Annotated in this window: 17 protein-coding genes; 7 read left to right on the top strand and 10 right to left on the bottom strand. The window is 48.3% G+C overall.

The window, feature by feature from the left end:
- Nucleotides 1–12: 12 nt before the first annotated feature.
- Both Q1A04_RS14095 and mce read right to left on the bottom strand, forming a co-directional pair.
- Nucleotides 13–585, bottom strand: a complete 573-nt coding sequence (locus Q1A04_RS14095; protein ID WP_299707175.1) for an L-threonylcarbamoyladenylate synthase — start codon at nucleotides 583–585, stop codon at nucleotides 13–15.
- A 63-nt stretch (nucleotides 586–648) separates the two neighbouring features.
- Complete coding sequence (mce, locus tag Q1A04_RS14090) at nucleotides 649–1,050, bottom strand: methylmalonyl-CoA epimerase (RefSeq protein WP_196116171.1); 402 nt, start codon at nucleotides 1,048–1,050, stop codon at nucleotides 649–651.
- Between the two features lie 117 nt (nucleotides 1,051–1,167).
- On the opposite strand from mce, the gene Q1A04_RS14085 reads away from it, so the two are divergent.
- The 4 genes from Q1A04_RS14085 (at nucleotide 1,168) to Q1A04_RS14070 (ending at nucleotide 3,651) form a co-directional block, all read left to right on the top strand.
- Entirely contained in the window at nucleotides 1,168–2,382 is a 1,215-nt protein-coding gene (locus Q1A04_RS14085) for an IscS subfamily cysteine desulfurase (RefSeq protein ID WP_299707162.1), read from the top strand.
- Between the two features lie 92 nt (nucleotides 2,383–2,474).
- Complete coding sequence (iscU, locus tag Q1A04_RS14080) at nucleotides 2,475–2,888, top strand: Fe-S cluster assembly scaffold IscU (protein WP_018478387.1); 414 nt, start codon at nucleotides 2,475–2,477, stop codon at nucleotides 2,886–2,888.
- Between the two features lie 15 nt (nucleotides 2,889–2,903).
- The gene (locus Q1A04_RS14075; protein WP_299707154.1) at nucleotides 2,904–3,311 is read left to right on the top strand and encodes a hypothetical protein; all 408 of its coding nucleotides are present in this window, start codon (nucleotides 2,904–2,906) and stop codon (nucleotides 3,309–3,311) included.
- 13 nt (nucleotides 3,312–3,324) lie between these two features.
- Nucleotides 3,325–3,651, top strand: a complete 327-nt coding sequence (locus Q1A04_RS14070; protein ID WP_007656691.1) for an iron-sulfur cluster assembly accessory protein — start codon at nucleotides 3,325–3,327, stop codon at nucleotides 3,649–3,651.
- An 80-nt stretch (nucleotides 3,652–3,731) separates the two neighbouring features.
- Here the strand turns inward: Q1A04_RS14070 and Q1A04_RS14065 are convergent, their stop codons facing one another.
- The 8 genes from Q1A04_RS14065 to murI form a co-directional block, all read right to left on the bottom strand.
- On the bottom strand, nucleotides 3,732–5,024 hold the full coding sequence (locus Q1A04_RS14065; protein WP_299707146.1) for a T9SS C-terminal target domain-containing protein: 1,293 nt from the start codon (nucleotides 5,022–5,024) through the stop codon (nucleotides 3,732–3,734).
- A 314-nt stretch (nucleotides 5,025–5,338) separates the two neighbouring features.
- A complete protein-coding gene (gene nuoK, locus Q1A04_RS14060; protein WP_299707143.1) occupies nucleotides 5,339–5,656 on the bottom strand; it encodes an NADH-quinone oxidoreductase subunit NuoK in 318 nt (105 codons plus the stop codon).
- Nucleotides 5,656–6,168: an NADH-quinone oxidoreductase subunit J gene (locus Q1A04_RS14055; protein ID WP_299707140.1), complete on the bottom strand. Its 513-nt coding sequence runs from the start codon at nucleotides 6,166–6,168 to the stop codon at nucleotides 5,656–5,658. The genes nuoK and Q1A04_RS14055 overlap by 1 nt, the downstream gene beginning before the upstream one ends.
- Nucleotides 6,169–6,204: 36 nt before the next feature.
- Nucleotides 6,205–6,813, bottom strand: a complete 609-nt coding sequence (locus Q1A04_RS14050; RefSeq protein ID WP_299707137.1) for an NADH-quinone oxidoreductase subunit I — start codon at nucleotides 6,811–6,813, stop codon at nucleotides 6,205–6,207.
- 105 nt (nucleotides 6,814–6,918) lie between these two features.
- Nucleotides 6,919–8,022 (bottom strand): complex I subunit 1 family protein, encoded by a 1,104-nt coding sequence (locus tag Q1A04_RS14045; RefSeq protein WP_299707134.1) that lies wholly within the window; start codon nucleotides 8,020–8,022, stop codon nucleotides 6,919–6,921.
- Nucleotides 8,023–8,165: 143 nt separating this feature from the next.
- Nucleotides 8,166–9,353 carry a glutathionylspermidine synthase family protein gene (locus Q1A04_RS14040; RefSeq protein ID WP_299707131.1) on the bottom strand — a complete coding sequence of 396 codons (1,188 nt, stop codon included), beginning with the start codon at nucleotides 9,351–9,353 and terminating at the stop codon, nucleotides 8,166–8,168.
- Between the two features lie 173 nt (nucleotides 9,354–9,526).
- Nucleotides 9,527–10,078 carry a hypothetical protein gene (locus Q1A04_RS14035; protein ID WP_299707128.1) on the bottom strand — a complete coding sequence of 184 codons (552 nt, stop codon included), beginning with the start codon at nucleotides 10,076–10,078 and terminating at the stop codon, nucleotides 9,527–9,529.
- Nucleotides 10,079–10,360: 282 nt separating this feature from the next.
- On the bottom strand, nucleotides 10,361–11,176 hold the full coding sequence (gene murI / locus Q1A04_RS14030) for a glutamate racemase (RefSeq protein ID WP_299707125.1): 816 nt from the start codon (nucleotides 11,174–11,176) through the stop codon (nucleotides 10,361–10,363).
- Nucleotides 11,177–11,495: 319 nt separating this feature from the next.
- Between murI and Q1A04_RS14025 the strand changes: the two genes are divergently transcribed.
- From Q1A04_RS14025 to Q1A04_RS14015, 3 genes are all read left to right on the top strand, one after another.
- Nucleotides 11,496–12,023, top strand: a complete 528-nt coding sequence (locus tag Q1A04_RS14025) for an RDD family protein (protein WP_299707122.1) — start codon at nucleotides 11,496–11,498, stop codon at nucleotides 12,021–12,023.
- Nucleotides 12,024–12,110: 87 nt separating this feature from the next.
- On the top strand, nucleotides 12,111–12,500 hold the full coding sequence (locus Q1A04_RS14020; protein WP_299707120.1) for an SPW repeat protein: 390 nt from the start codon (nucleotides 12,111–12,113) through the stop codon (nucleotides 12,498–12,500).
- 94 nt (nucleotides 12,501–12,594) lie between these two features.
- Nucleotides 12,595–14,472 (top strand): ABC-F family ATP-binding cassette domain-containing protein, encoded by a 1,878-nt coding sequence (locus tag Q1A04_RS14015; RefSeq protein WP_299707119.1) that lies wholly within the window; start codon nucleotides 12,595–12,597, stop codon nucleotides 14,470–14,472.
- The last annotated feature ends 30 nt before the right edge of the window (nucleotides 14,473–14,502 follow it).

Genomic DNA, 14,502 nt, shown 5'->3' with positions numbered 1-14,502 from the left:
CTATACCTAAACTTATTCTCTGATTATGGTCTGCCTACCGCTTTCATCAATCTTGATAATCCGAGACGGCTGCGACTCCACTTCCTCATCCCGCCGCCACTGCACCACATAGTCGACCCGCTCCTTTATCGTATCAGACACTTCGGCGAAAGTTCGTGGCGAGGGCTCACCGCTCACGTTGGCAGAAGTTGACACCAACGGCCTACCGATTTGCTGCATCAGGCGGTGGCAGAATTCGTCTTTGGCAATGCGAACACCTATGCTTCCGTCTTCAGCCACTAGCTCTTTGGGTAGATTTTGTGCACCTGACAGCACAAAGGTCGTAGGTCGCTCCTGTGCCCCAGCCAGTTCTTCGAAGCCCTCCGGCAAATCACGCACGTAACGGCGCAGCATGGCCACGTCGCTCACCAGCACGATCATCGACTTCGACTCCTCGCGCTCTTTTATTTCGAAAATTTTCTTGACAGCTTTCGCATTTTCGGCATCACAGCCAATGCCCCAAACCGTATCGGTCGGGTATAGGATGACGTTTCCAACCAGCAACTCGTCTTCTGCCGCCTGTACTTCTTTCAGAAAGTGTTTCATAGTTTTTGATGGTTAAATTGTTTAATTGCTGAATGGCTGTGAGTGGCACAGCCTTTCAACCATTCAACGAATCTCCTGCGTAAGCTCTACCAGCACACCGTTGGCGCTTTTGGGGTGCACGAAGCATACTAGCTTGTTGTCGGCGCCTTTTTTGGGTGTTTCGTTCAGTAAAATGAAGCCCTCTCCCTTCAGTCTTTCCATTTCAGCCAGAATATCTTCCACCTCAAACGCAATGTGGTGTATGCCTTCGCCGCGCTTCTCGATGAACTTGCTGATAGCGCTGTCAGGCGTTGTGCCTTCCAAAAGCTCTATTTTAGTGCCGCCCACTTTAAAGAAAGAGGTGTTTACAGCCTCTGACTCCACAAACTCTGTTTTATAAGGCTCCACGCCCAGCAATTTAAAATACAGGGCATTTGCCTCGCTAAAATTTTTAACCGCTATACCTATATGTTCTACGTTTACCATTTTCAATTTGTAATTAGTCTAAGTAACCTTTTTTTGTTAATTTTGCAGGGAATTCAAAACTAATAATTTCTCACAACTGTTATTCAAACAGTACAAAAAGAGATAAAAAATAGTGATATGCTAACATTCCCGATATACTTAGACAACAACGCCACTACGCCCATGGATCCACGTGTGCTGGAGGCCATGATGCCATACTTCACTAGCAAGTTTGGCAACGCTGCTTCCCGTAACCACGCATTTGGCTGGCATGCCGAGGAGGCTGTTGACTATGCACGTGAGCAAATTGCCTCACTTATCAACTGTTCACCAAAAGAAATCATCTTCACTTCGGGCGCTACAGAGTCAGACAACCTTGCTATTAAAGGTGTGTTTGAGATGTATGCTTCTAAAGGTAACCACATCATTACGGCTACCACGGAGCACAAAGCGGTACTGGACACTTGTAAGCACATCGAGAAAATCGGTGGCAAGGTAACCTACCTGCCTGTGAACGCAGAAGGTCTGATTGACCTAAAGCAATTGGAAGAAGCGATTACCGACAAGACCATTCTGATTTCGATCATGTATGGCAACAACGAAGTTGGCGTTATCCAGCCGATCAAGGAAATCTCTGCCATTGCCAAGAAGCACGGTGTGCTGTTCTTTACAGACGCTACGCAGGCAGTAGGCAAAATTCCTGTGGACGTGGAAGCTGACGGTATCGACCTCTTGGCTTTCTCTGGCCACAAAATGTACGGCCCGAAGGGTATTGGCGCTTTGTATGTTCGTCGCAAAAATCCACGTGTGAAAGTAACCGCCCAGATGGACGGCGGCGGACACGAGCGTGGCATGCGTTCTGGTACGCTTAACGTTACAGGTATAGTTGGTCTGGGCAAAGCCTGCGAATTAGCCAAGCAAGAAATGGCAGCTGATGCAGCCCGTCTATCTGCTATGCGCGACCGTCTGGAGAAAGAACTTTTGACAATCGAAGAATCTTATGTGAATGGTTCAGTAGAGCACCGTCTGCCGCACGTGTCTAACATCTCCTTCAAGTATGTAGAAGGCGAAGGCTTGATGATGGGTGTGAAAGACATCGCCGTATCTTCTGGTTCTGCCTGTACATCAGCCTCATTAGAACCTTCTTACGTACTAAAAGCGTTAGGATTAAGTGACGACTTGGCACACTCTTCGCTGCGTTTCGGTTTGAGCCGCTTCACAACTGAAGAAGAAGTAGACTACGCCATCGGCCACGTGAAAGAGGCTGTTGCCAAACTGCGCGAAATGTCGCCACTGTGGGAGATGTTCAAAGAAGGCATCGACCTGAACTCAATCGAGTGGGCGGAACATTAAGATTTTAATTAATAATGGGGAATGAATAATGATTAATTGTTCTCCCCCATTATTATTCATTAATCATTAAAAACTAGTAATTATAAATAGCTATGGCTTATTCAGATAAAGTAATCGATCATTATAACAACCCACGCAACGTTGGAACGCTTGACAAGGCGAAGAACAACGTGGGTACTGGCCTAGTAGGTGCGCCTGAGTGCGGTGACGTAATGCGCCTTCAAATCGAAGTTGACGAAAACCAAATCATCACTGATGCGAAGTTCAAGACCTTCGGTTGTGGTTCTGCAATCGCTTCTTCTTCGCTGGCTACCGAGTGGCTGAAAGGCAAGTCTGTTGACGAGGCCCTTTCCATCGACAACATGGACATCGTGGAAGAACTGGCATTACCGCCTGTGAAAATTCACTGTTCTGTGCTGGCCGAAGACGCCATTAAGTCTGCCATCAACGACTACAGAGTAAAGAACGGCCTTCCAGCATTGGAAATGCCGAAGTCTCACCACTAAGACACAGACTCACGCATGGAGTCAACGACCGATGTGCACGTAGAAAGTGCACGCATTCAAAAGCAGATTGAAAACCACTTAGGATTAAGCGGTGACAGTCTGCTTTTCGAATTCAGACCGATGGATAACAAAGTGCGTCTGGACCTGATTACGGTAAACCCGCGCCACTTGCAGTCGTTCCTCTTCCACACGGAAATTGGGTATGACAGAGTGGACGCGCTCCGTAAAATGCTGGACTACGTGCAGAGTTATAAAGAAAAAGAGAGCCCTTATACCGTGCAGTGGATGACTCGTGGAGACAAGGAGTTGAATACTTCCTACTTCCGAGCCCGCAATATGTACGAGGCGCTTGACAAGTTATACTTTGGCCGCGACATGAACACAATCACTGTTTTCAGTGTGGTGCTGAATCCGGTATCTTAAAGATAGAATTGTTATGATAACAGTATCAGATAAAGCAAAAGAGAAAGTATTGAAGCTGAAGCAAGACGCACAGCTCGACGATACGTTTCGCCTGCGCGCATCTGTAGCCGGAGGCGGTTGTTCCGGACTCTCCTACAACCTCGACTTCGACGACGAGGTGAAGCCAATGGATCAAGAGTTCGAAGACAAAGGCATCAAGGTAGTGGTAGACATGAAGAGTTTCCTATACCTAGCTGGCACCGAACTTGACTTTTCGGACGGCTTGAATGGCAAGGGCTTTTACTTTAACAACCCGAATGCCTCCCGTACCTGCGGTTGCGGCGATAGCTTCTCTGTTTAAAATAACAGCAGCTTATACAGAGCAGAAGGGCCAGCTAGAGATAGCTGGCCCTTCTGCTTCTATACCTGTGGCAGGTATAGCTATTTCTTCAAAAACCGTAAGGTTTGCCTCTCCCCCATTTCATTCAAGAGAACCAAGGTATAATTTCCATAACCTAGGCGGCTTACATCCAATAAGTGGGTATAGCCCTTCAGACTTTGTCGCAGTACCACTCGCCCCATCTTGTCATACACAGCCGCGTCGTAAGTTAAGTGAGCAAGCGGAAGCTCAACTTTTAGCTCCTGTTGTGCGAGCGTTGGGTATACTGAGGCTGCTTTGGCCTGCTGATTTGTTACAGCAATTATGTTTGTATAGGTATAAGTCAAGTCTTCGTCTACTTGCTTGAGTCGGTAGTACGACGTGCCTAAGAGTGGCTCTCGGTCGTGAAAATTATAATGCGTGACTAAACTCGTCGTGCCCCTAGAATTCACAATACCCAGTGTCGTGAAATGCTTTGCATCAGCACTGCGCTCTATTTCGAAATGGCGGCTGTCCTGCTCAGAGGCTGTAGTCCAGTTTAACTCAACAGTTTTGGCTACTACATGAGCTGTAAACTTGGTAAGTTCTACTGGAAGCGGGATATAATCAGGTTCGAAATTCCAAGTAACTTTTACGTCGTCAATGGCTAGTCCATGGTCCTGTTCTAACTCGTCAGGATCGTACCAGCGCAGCATGACATAGTATCCATCAGGTATAGCCTCAGGCAAGGTATAGGAGAATTCTTTTCGGTTTTGAGGTGAGTTGCCATCATAGTGGCCGGCTTTAGTTTTGTAAAGGGGACTGTTAAATTGAAGGGAAGAAACAGTGGTCCAGCCAAGTGTATTGAGCTTAACTGTTGTATTAAAAGAGGAAGAGTATTCTGCAACGGCATATGTGAAGAGCAGCCTTTGCACATCTGTATTTGTGCTCCCAACTCGCCACTGTTCGGCAGCGAATGCAATGTCAAGTGCTGTGATTGTTCTGCCAGAGGTATTGTGCAGCAATAAGTTATATGTAAACTCACCAGGCTTCTCTGCAGTAATACCACCTAGTGCTCTATCTGTCGAATTTGTATGTCCATAACTGTAAAGACCACCTGTATTAGATGAGCCATTATTAATGTTGATAGTAGTTCCGGCTCTTGACCTATGAACCGTCCAACCATCAGGAATAAACGCATTAACACCCAACTCAGCTGTACCTTCTGTAGATGGCAACGAATTAAAATCTTGGGTATAGGTGGTGACGAGCCTACCCATTTCCACTTGCTGTGCGACAACAGGTTTAGCAATTGCAGCCATTGCAAACAACACACCCACTCCTGACCATCGGCCCGCGGTAAAACTTCTTCTCATTTTGGCTAAAAGTAAAGTTACAAATCCCTATAGTAATGCTTTAAATATGAAAATTTGTACTTTAACTTTAGGCTTCTTTTTAAAGTTCAAAAACCTATACCATCTTAGAATAATTTTATTTGTGTTTAAACACTGAATTTTAGTGGTTTAAGCGGCAGACTCTAATAGGATCGAGTAACTGCCTGTTAAACAAAAAGGCTGCAGCAAAAAGTTATTACATAAAAAGGCAACTGAGCCCAGCAGGGAATCAGGTAGCCACCGTTATGAAAAATGAAATGAGATAAGGGGGTTTTGAAATTATGAGTTTTGGAAACTTAGGTGTTCTCTTTACTCACGATTTGATTGAGATTGGCTGTTTTGAAATGCTGGTATACCCGCAGCACAATGGCTAAGGCCACGGCGGCTTCAGCGGCCACAACGATGATAACAAACAGCGAGAATAGCTGCCCTTGCATCAGCTGTGGATCGTGACGGCTAAAGGCGACCAGATTGAGATTAGCGGCATTGAAGATCAGTTCTATACCCATCAAAACCAACACCGCATGGCGCTTGGTAATCACGGCCAGCACGCCGAGGCTAAAAAGCACGGCGCTAAGCAACAGGATATGTTCGAGTGGAATCTGAGTCAGCATTATACCTTCTGTTTGTCAGTGGCGATGTAGGCGGCTCCCATTAGGGCGATAAGGAGCAGTAGAGAAGCGATTTCGAAAGGCAGCACAAAGTCTGTCATCAGCTTTATACCTATATATTGCACCGTGCTCTTTTGACCAGCCAATATATCCGTATTAGCCTGCTGAATCCAAGGTAGAGAACTGAAACTGGCCTGCCAGATGGTATAGCCCAACCCAATAAGCGTAAGCAGCGAAATAGAGATGCCCCAGCCTACATTCACATTTTCTGACATCACTGACTTATCGTGTACCCGACTGCTGAGCATGATACCGAACAGAATCAGTACCAGCACACCACCTACATAAACCATCAGTTGGGTAACTGCTACGAAATCGGCGAAGAGCAGTACGTAGATGGCGGCCACACTTAGCAAAGTGAGCAAGAGCGAAAAACCGGCGTACAGCAGGTTGCGTGTGAGCACCATGTAGGCTCCCGAAATTACTGCCAATGCGGCAAAAATGTAGAAAAGCATCTTTAACAGTGATCAGTTAATAATAATCAATATCTTTTAACCCTGCTGCTTACGAGCGGCTAATGCCGCTGCTTTGGCGGCGGCCATTTCCTCCTGCTGCTTGGCTAGCAGCTGTTTTTTCTCCTCGGCCTGCTCCGGTGTAAGGTCTGTGAAATGGTAGATCATGTTTTTGATGTCTACTTCTGCGAAATCATACACAGGTGTCATAGTCAGGCAGTCAGTTGGGCAAACGGTAGTGCAGAGTCCGCAATAGCAGCACTTGGCCATGTCGATATCGAACACAGGCGCGTAGAGGCGCTTTTTAGTACCGTCAGAAGTCATCCCGATTTCCTCTGTTGCCTTCACTGATTCGATGGTAATGCAATTCACTGGGCAAATCTTAGCGCAAAGATCACACACAATGCAATCGTCGATCTCGTTATGCAGGCGGTAGCGGCCGTTATCAGGCACAGGTATAGCCTCATAGGGATAGGTAAGCGTTACAAGTCCCTCCGGTTGGTTAAAGTAGTTCTCGTCCATAACCGGCACAGGCGCACGCCGCTTATCCGCATTCCGGAAATGCCGCCAAGTCAGTCGCAAGCCGCTCAGCAGCGACTTCACTACTTCCCAAAAACCGGTTTTATGTTGAACGGACGATTTCTCCATTTTTAAAATGTTACAAGTATAAGTTGAAATCTACTCCTCCTAAGAGGGGAATAAATTACCCAATACTTTTAACTCTCTAACTCTTAAACTCATTAACTCTCAAACTCAAACCATTAGCAGCCGCCAGATGCCAGCCAGCAGTACTATACCCAGCGCTATGGGTGTAAGCACTTTCCAACACAGGTGCATCAGTTGGTCAACACGCAAGCGCGGATAGGTCCAGCGGATTTGCAACTGCAGAAACAGCAGTACAAAGGTCTTGCTAAGCAACCAGAAGCCGCCCCACAGTATACCTGACAACTCCCCTACCGTGCCGGTTGTCCAGTTAGCGAACTTCAGCGTGGTCAGGTTCGGTAGAGGCGTATTCCAACTTCCAAGGAAAAGAATGACCGCTACCAGACTGACCAGCACCATCATGCTGTACTCCGCCAGAAACAGCACCGCAAACCGGAAGCCTGAGTACTCCACGTGAAAACCCGCCACTAGTTCCGATTCCGCCTCTGGTATATCAAACGGCGCCCGGTTACTCTCGGCCAAAGATGCGATAAAGTAAATCACAAAGGCCACCAGCAGAAGCGGCGCTCTGAAAATGTTCCACGTTGTGATGCCGCCTATGTTTGTAGTATTTATACCTAAGGCCTCAATGCCGAAAAGCCAGTTTGTTTCGAACTCAAGTCCGGGGAAACGGTTGAGCAGTATACCCTGCTGGTAACTGATCTCCTGAAAATCGAGTGACTGGCAGATCATCACAACAGAGAGAATGGCCAACCCGGCTGGTATTTCATACGACACAATTTGGGCAACAGAGCGCATGGCACCCAGCATGGCGTACTTGTTATTGGAGCCCCAGCCAGCCATCAGCAAACCTACCACATCCAATGAAATAATGGCAAGCAGGTAGAACACGCCGATGCCAATGCCTGCAGGTATAAGATCCGGTGTGAAAGGTATAACGGCAAAGCCTGCGAATACTGCGGCGAAGATCAGAATGGGTGCCAGCTTGAACAGCTTTTTATCTGCAGCAGTAGGTACAATGTCTTCTTTCTGCAACAGCTTAAGCACATCCAGCACCGACTGCAGTGAGCCATAAGGTCCGGCCTCGGTTGGTCCCAAGCGGTCTTGCATAAAGGCAGCCACCTTGCGCTCCGCGTACGCCAACACAATGACGATACCCAGCAATAGCATAAGTGTCAGCAGAAAGGCAAGCATACGTGGTTAGGGTTTGTGAATGGGCAAAGGTAGTTTATTAATTTGGAGATTTGAAGATGAGAAGATTTGGAAATGAGTGTCCCAATAAATTATACAACAAAAGCATCTCCTGTTTTTCAAATCTTCAAATTTTCTCATCTATTTCACCCCTCCACCAGATGCGGCACAAATTGCGAGAGATTGGTGATGATGCCTTTTTCGCGGCGGAAACCGATGGCCGCTCCTTCGCCTGACCAGAACACGCCTGCTTGGTACTGATAGCCTTTACTGTCTTCGGGCAGTTCGCACCAGCGCTGGTATACCTGCTGCTGCTTGTCGTACTCCCCACGTACTTTGGTTACACGGCCCCGGTCTATCACTTCCACACTCTGCCCTTCACGGCCGAAGTATGGCTTCTTTATGTACTTACCCGTTAGTGGCTCGATATCAGCCTCCAGTAAGAGTGGGTGGTACGGAAAAGCCTTCCACAACCACGCCAGCATCCCTTTACTTTGGAAAAGCAAGGTATAGGCGGGATTGGCAATCGTGATGGTACGGGACCGGGCAAGCAATGTCAGCGTTTGCAGGAGTTCAGGTTCTTCCCAAGCGATTTGTTCCCAAGGTAGGAGTTTGAACAGGAACGGAAAATGTCGCCACTGCTCCGACTCTACTTGCGCCCACACGCCTTTCTCCTCTCCTTCTGTTGTGAAACTAACCTCCTCGATTGGGCAAAGATGCGCGTCGAATCCGGCTTCGTTAGCGGCTTGTGTGATAACGGAACAGTTGGCTTCGTCCTCGGCGCTAGCCCCAATATAGGTTATCAGCAAAGCAGGTGCTAAGTCTTCATTGCGCTCGCGCCATACCTTGAGCTGCTCTACCAAGGCTTCGTACAGACCCGAGTATTGCAGCGCGTCATTCTTCCCAGCAGCAGCCAGACTCGCCCATTGTACTACAGCAGTTTCCGGTATAGAGGTGGCCGTGTCGGCGTTAAACTCCAGCATTTTAGGCCCGTCCGGCGTCATGGCTAAGTCGAAGCGGCCATACAGATGCAATTGGCGGTCGTCGCTCCAAGACAGGCGGACCAGTTGCCACAGGTTCTCCGGTATACCCAGCACTTTCAGGAAAGCATCCGGAAGATCATTCGGGATGGCCTGCACCATCATATCATAAAGCGAGCTGGCGGCGTCGAGGAGTTCCTCGGCTTCGTCCTCCGTTATTACCACCGCTTCTCCGGGTACATAGTTGGCGCAGCCGTCTTCTACGCACCACTCCCAGCCCAGACCGCGCACTGCCTTCTCCACATCGCCTGTGTGGGGTTTTACCTGTATGTTCGTCTTCGAATTTTCTAACATGAAATGCTCTGATATAAAAGGTTGAAACGCGAAAGAAGGTATCGGCACAAGCATAGCGGCTTATACTGATACCTTCGCAACAAGGTATAGGCTTTCAAAAAAGATAGCGCTATACCTACATGATGTGCTGTTCCTATCTTGGCAGTACCTATTGACTGATGGACTTAGCTTGCTTAAGCTCCTGCTCCGCCGCTGCGTCCACGGAAGTAGCCGCTTCGGCCTGAACGCGGCGCAGTGGACTGCTGTCGGTAAGTCTGCACGTTCTGGCGCCACGCGGCGGTGTTGTTCATTACGCCCGGATTGGCATAATAAGCAGGCCTAGGTGACATCATGCGACCGGCCATAAAGCCCATGCCGCTCCACCACAGCACGCTGCCCAGCCCAAAGCCGCCTTGGGTATACTGTTGCTCGTTTTGGGCGATGTCGCGCATCTGGTTCTCCAGCGCCAAGCCCTGCAGCGTGTCCACGCGGCCATCACTGTACTTCAGGATGGCCATGCTCTGACCCGGAGCCGTCGTGCGCTCGTCTGTGATCTTCCACTGATCAGGCGCCTCTTCAGTCAGTTCCGTCACAATGCCATCTGGGGCAGGCACTTCAGTACCAGCGTTCCATTCATCTTCCGTACGGGTGTTCGAGTCGCAGCTGGTCAGCCCCAACGTAGCGGCAGCCGCCACAATAAAGGCATTGCGCTTAAAGTCTCCTATCGTTAAATATCGCTTTTTCATAAGAAATTCTCCGTTGCTGTATAAAGGTACTCATTTTACGGGATTTTTGGAAGTCGAGGGATTGTTGAATGGTGATCGCTGATTGTTAATTGCCAATTGTTTGGTGTTCGATTTGAGCAGTGACTAGTGCACGATTCGGACAGGTCGCGACCTGTCCCTACGAAAGACCATGCCTCAATACCAGCCCATATCGATGTCTACCATCCCAATCTCGACGTTACAGTGTAGAGCCGCTACATTTTAACTCGCAAACTCCTAAACTCTCCAACTCTTAAACTTATTCTACTCCCACAGCGGGTAATGTTCCAAATGCACTTCGCGCTTAAAGAATATGCGCGTGCTTTCCTCGAACGACCTGGTAAAGTCGGATACGTAAAAAGAATGGTCGCCAACCAATTCAGCCGAAGCCATCTGGTTATCCTCTATAAAATGCCTCACATGACGCGCCACAATCTGGCTGGCATCCAACACATCCACCTCACCTTTGTAGTAGTTTTCGATCTGTCTCTTAATGAGCGGATAGTGTGTACAGCCCAGTATGAGCGCTTCTATACCTTGCAGATCTGGATCCGAGAGGTAGGCGTGAATAACACTCTCCGATATGGAGTCATTAAAGAAACCCTCTTCAATCATGGCGGCCAACAAGGGGGTGGCGTGTGATTTCAAGGTAATATCTAGATCGAGCGCATCAACCTTCTTTCGGTACACATTGGAGTTTACCGTCTGCTTTGTCCCGATCAAGCCAATGGTTTTGCCGGGGTAGGTCTCCCCTATGTACTGCACCACCGGATCGATAACATTCAGCACGCGGGCCTTACTGCCCACATACTCTTTTACGAGTTCGTAGGCCGCAGCCGAGGCCGAGTTACAGGCGATCAGGATAACCTTACAGTGTTGCCGCAGCAACAGGTCGCAAATCTTAACGGCATAGGCCTGAATAGCCGCCGTAGACTTATCGCCATAGGGCAAGTGGGCCGTGTCGCCAAAATACACCAAACGCTCCTGCGGCAACGCATGCACAATAGCCTGAGCCACAGTCAGTCCGCCTATCCCGCTGTCGAATATCCCGATTGGTTGCTGATTCAAATTCTGTCCCATAGGGCACGAAGTTATGCTAAAACCGTCTAATTCTCATGTTGACCAATATTTTTGATACGTTTACCCAAAATGAATATCAGTTTGAATTTTTACTTGTTATTATTAGGTTATAATTCAACAACACAAAAACATATACCAAATCAACTAAATATTAATTTAAAAATATATTTTGTAAATAAATTATTATTTAATATATTTAGTGATTCAGTACTACCTAGGCATAACTGCTACCTGAAAAGGACTGACAGTTAGTTTCACCTCCCGTTGGCATTGCCATACAGCCGGCAATGCAGATTATTCACCATCAAGTATAGCCCTTATGCCAACTGCTATCACCGACTCTGCCTTTATCATCACGCCAAGCTCACCTGTAGTGAAGCGTACTCCGCTTTACGGTAGCTTTGTAGGTCGTTTTGTCGCATCGCTTATCGATACGACAATCTTGGTATTCTGGTATTCCATCATCCTCTACTCTGTTACGGACAGTGCAGCGCATTTCGACACGTGGAAAGAAATCCTCGTAGCAGGCCGATTTGACATGATGGAATTTCAATCCGTGATACAGCTTTTCTTTTTCAGCATGTACTTTCCCGTACTACACTGGCTGTACTATACCCTGCTAGAGGCTTCTCCCAAACAGGCCACTGTTGGCAAGTTTACCTTAGGCTTAAAAGTGACAGACTTGCGAGGCAAACGCATTTCTTTCTGGCAGGCGAATTTGCGGTACTTTTCGCGCATTCTCTCTTTGCTGCCGGTGCTCTTGGGTTTTATACTGATTCTTTTCACACGCCGTCGCCAAGCGTTGCATGACTATGTAGCCCGCACACTGGTCATGACCGAGCAATAAATTGCACTGATTCAACGAAGCAACGCTACCACCTCTTATCGATATACGTATACTATAGTTTGTAATACAACTAGAAAGGAGGACTTTATGAGATTTATCCCAACCCGTTTTCACGGTATATTGGATTACATATATGGTGTTTTACTAATAGCATCACCTTGGCTATTCGGCTTTGCCGCTGGAGGTGCCGAAACTTGGGTGGCCGTTGTAATAGGTGCGATTGTACTCATTCAAGCCGCGCTGACCGATTTTGAGGTGGGACTTGTAAAGAAGATCCCGATGCAGACCCACCTGATGCTTGATTTTGGTATAGGTGTTATACTGGCGCTGTCGCCTTGGATTTTTGGCTTTGCTGATTACGTGTATACGCCACATCTTGTCTTTGGTGTGTTCTCTATGCTGGCGTCACTCACTACGCACCGCACACCTAGCAGGGCCTACAAAACTAATATGGCAAATGAAGAAACTGTAAGATAGTCCACATAAACTATGTATACTAAACAGGCTAGCCTTAGGGCTGGCCTGTTTTATTTTGACTGTGCCATAGCATAGAAATGACTAAATTTGCCCTATGAATTACCTATCCGCAGAAAATATAGCCAAGAGCTTCAGTGATCGCTGGCTTTTTAAGAACCTTAACTTCGGTATTAGCCAAGGACAGCGTGTAGCACTGGTGGGTGTAAACGGCTCCGGCAAAACCACCCTACTTAATGTGCTGGCTGGCAAACTGCCACCCGACGAGGGCAGCGTGAGCGTGCGCAAAGAGGTTACCATCGGTTTTCTGGGTCAGAACCCGGAGTTTGACGAGGAACTGACGGTGCAGCAGACCATTTTTGGAGGACAGGGCGAAGTGCTGGATCTGATACGCGACTACGAGGTGGCCATCTCCCACGCCGACACCAGCGCCGAGAAGATGCAAGAGCTGATGGAGCGTATGGACGAGCTGCAGGCTTGGGATTTCGAGATCAAAGTCAAGCAAATACTCTCCAAACTGGGCATCCACAACCTTGACCAGCAGATAAAGCACCTCTCCGGTGGTCAGCGCAAGCGTGTGGCCATGGCGCGGGTGCTCATCGAAGAGCCGAGCATGCTTATACTTGATGAGCCCACCAACCACTTGGACCTCGACACGATCGAGTGGCTGGAGGGCCTGCTCTCTACCCAAAACACCACGTTGCTCATGGTAACGCACGACCGCTACTTCCTAGACAAAGTGGCCAATGAGATAGCGGAACTCGACAACGGCGAACTCTATACCTACAAGGGCAACTACAGCTACTTTGTGGAGAAAAAAGCGTCGCGGGAGGAAATGGCCGCCGCTGAGACCGAGAAAGCCCGCAACCTGATGCGCAAGGAGTTGGACTGGATCCGCCGTCAGCCAAAGGCCCGTGGCACCAAGGCCAAGTATAGAGTCGATGCCTTTGAGGAACTGAAGGAAAAAGCCGCCAAGAAAACAGCTGCCCCACAGTTGGAGCTTTCTGTAAAGACAACCCGACAGGGCGGTAAGATCATCGAGGTGGACCATATCTCGAAGTCTTTTGGCGACAAGAAAATAGTGGACGACTTTTCCTATGTCTTCAAGAAAAAGGACAGAATAGGTGTAGTAGGCCCGAACGGCGCTGGAAAGTCCACTTTCCTGAACATGCTCACCGGCAAACTGCAGCCCGACAGTGGCACGATCGATGCCGGCCAAACAACCGTATTCGGTTACTATACCCAAGATGAACTCACATTTAAGGACGACCAGCGGGTAATCGACATCGTGAAAGAGATTGCCGAGGTGGTGGAAATGGCCAACGGCGAGGTAATCACGGCTAGCCAGTTTCTGCAGCATTTCCAATTTCCTCCGGCGCAGCAATATACCTTTGTGAGCAAACTGAGCGGTGGAGAGAAGCGTAGGCTGCAACTGCTTCGCGTTCTCATCAAGAATCCCAACTTCCTGATTCTCGATGAGCCCACCAACGATCTTGACATCATCACGCTCAATATACTAGAGGACTTTCTGCTCAACTTCGGGGGCTGCCTGCTGATGGTGTCGCACGACCGTTATTTCATGGACCGACTCGTAGAACATCTGTTCGTGTTCGAAGGCGAGGGCAAGATCCGTAACTTCCCGGGCAACTACACCGACTACCGTGAGTGGCTGAAAGAACAGGACAAAAACGCTCAAGAAACCAAACAGGCTGCTCCTGCCGCTATACCTGAGAAGAAACAGGAAAAATCGGAAGGCAAGCGCAAGCCAACTTATCAGGAGAAAAAGGAGTTTGAAGAGCTCGAGCAGCAAATGGGAAAACTGGAAAGCCGTAAAACAGATCTCATAGAAATCATGAATGCCGGCACCACCACCGATCACGAACAGCTGAACGCTTGGGCGATGGAACTGGAGCAGATAAACGAGCAGTTAGAAGAAAAAGAGATGCGCTGGCTCGAACTTTCAGAGATCATGTAAGCCTTTGACCATTCTAAACATTAAAGCGTT

The sequence above is a fragment of the uncultured Pontibacter sp. genome (assembly GCF_947499215.1).
GTDB lineage: Bacteria > Bacteroidota > Bacteroidia > Cytophagales > Hymenobacteraceae > Pontibacter.
The sequence above is the reverse complement of the archived record's forward strand: the minus strand, read 5'-3'. Positions and strand labels throughout refer to the sequence as shown.

Excerpts from the sequence above, each read along its gene's own strand:
- Q1A04_RS14055 (WP_299707140.1), bottom strand. The coding sequence starts at position 6,168 with ATGCTTTTCTACATTTTTGCCGCATTGGCAGTAATTTCGGGAGCCTAC.
- mce (WP_196116171.1), bottom strand. The coding sequence starts at position 1,050 with ATGGTAAACGTAGAACATATAGGTATAGCGGTTAAAAATTTTAGCGAG.
- Q1A04_RS14020 (WP_299707120.1), top strand. The coding sequence starts at position 12,111 with ATGAGATTTATCCCAACCCGTTTTCACGGTATATTGGATTACATATAT.
- Q1A04_RS14095 (WP_299707175.1), bottom strand. The coding sequence starts at position 585 with ATGAAACACTTTCTGAAAGAAGTACAGGCGGCAGAAGACGAGTTGCTG.
- Q1A04_RS14085 (WP_299707162.1), top strand. The coding sequence starts at position 1,168 with ATGCTAACATTCCCGATATACTTAGACAACAACGCCACTACGCCCATG.
- Q1A04_RS14045 (WP_299707134.1), bottom strand. The coding sequence starts at position 8,022 with ATGCTTGCCTTTCTGCTGACACTTATGCTATTGCTGGGTATCGTCATT.
- Q1A04_RS14025 (WP_299707122.1), top strand. The coding sequence starts at position 11,496 with ATGCCAACTGCTATCACCGACTCTGCCTTTATCATCACGCCAAGCTCA.
- Q1A04_RS14065 (WP_299707146.1), bottom strand. The coding sequence starts at position 5,024 with ATGAGAAGAAGTTTTACCGCGGGCCGATGGTCAGGAGTGGGTGTGTTG.
- nuoK (WP_299707143.1), bottom strand. The coding sequence starts at position 5,656 with ATGCTGACTCAGATTCCACTCGAACATATCCTGTTGCTTAGCGCCGTG.
- Q1A04_RS14035 (WP_299707128.1), bottom strand. The coding sequence starts at position 10,078 with ATGAAAAAGCGATATTTAACGATAGGAGACTTTAAGCGCAATGCCTTT.
- Q1A04_RS14015 (WP_299707119.1), top strand. The coding sequence starts at position 12,595 with ATGAATTACCTATCCGCAGAAAATATAGCCAAGAGCTTCAGTGATCGC.
- Q1A04_RS14070 (WP_007656691.1), top strand. The coding sequence starts at position 3,325 with ATGATAACAGTATCAGATAAAGCAAAAGAGAAAGTATTGAAGCTGAAG.
- Q1A04_RS14040 (WP_299707131.1), bottom strand. The coding sequence starts at position 9,353 with ATGTTAGAAAATTCGAAGACGAACATACAGGTAAAACCCCACACAGGC.
- Q1A04_RS14050 (WP_299707137.1), bottom strand. The coding sequence starts at position 6,813 with ATGGAGAAATCGTCCGTTCAACATAAAACCGGTTTTTGGGAAGTAGTG.
- murI (WP_299707125.1), bottom strand. The coding sequence starts at position 11,176 with ATGGGACAGAATTTGAATCAGCAACCAATCGGGATATTCGACAGCGGG.
- Q1A04_RS14075 (WP_299707154.1), top strand. The coding sequence starts at position 2,904 with ATGGAGTCAACGACCGATGTGCACGTAGAAAGTGCACGCATTCAAAAG.
- iscU (WP_018478387.1), top strand. The coding sequence starts at position 2,475 with ATGGCTTATTCAGATAAAGTAATCGATCATTATAACAACCCACGCAAC.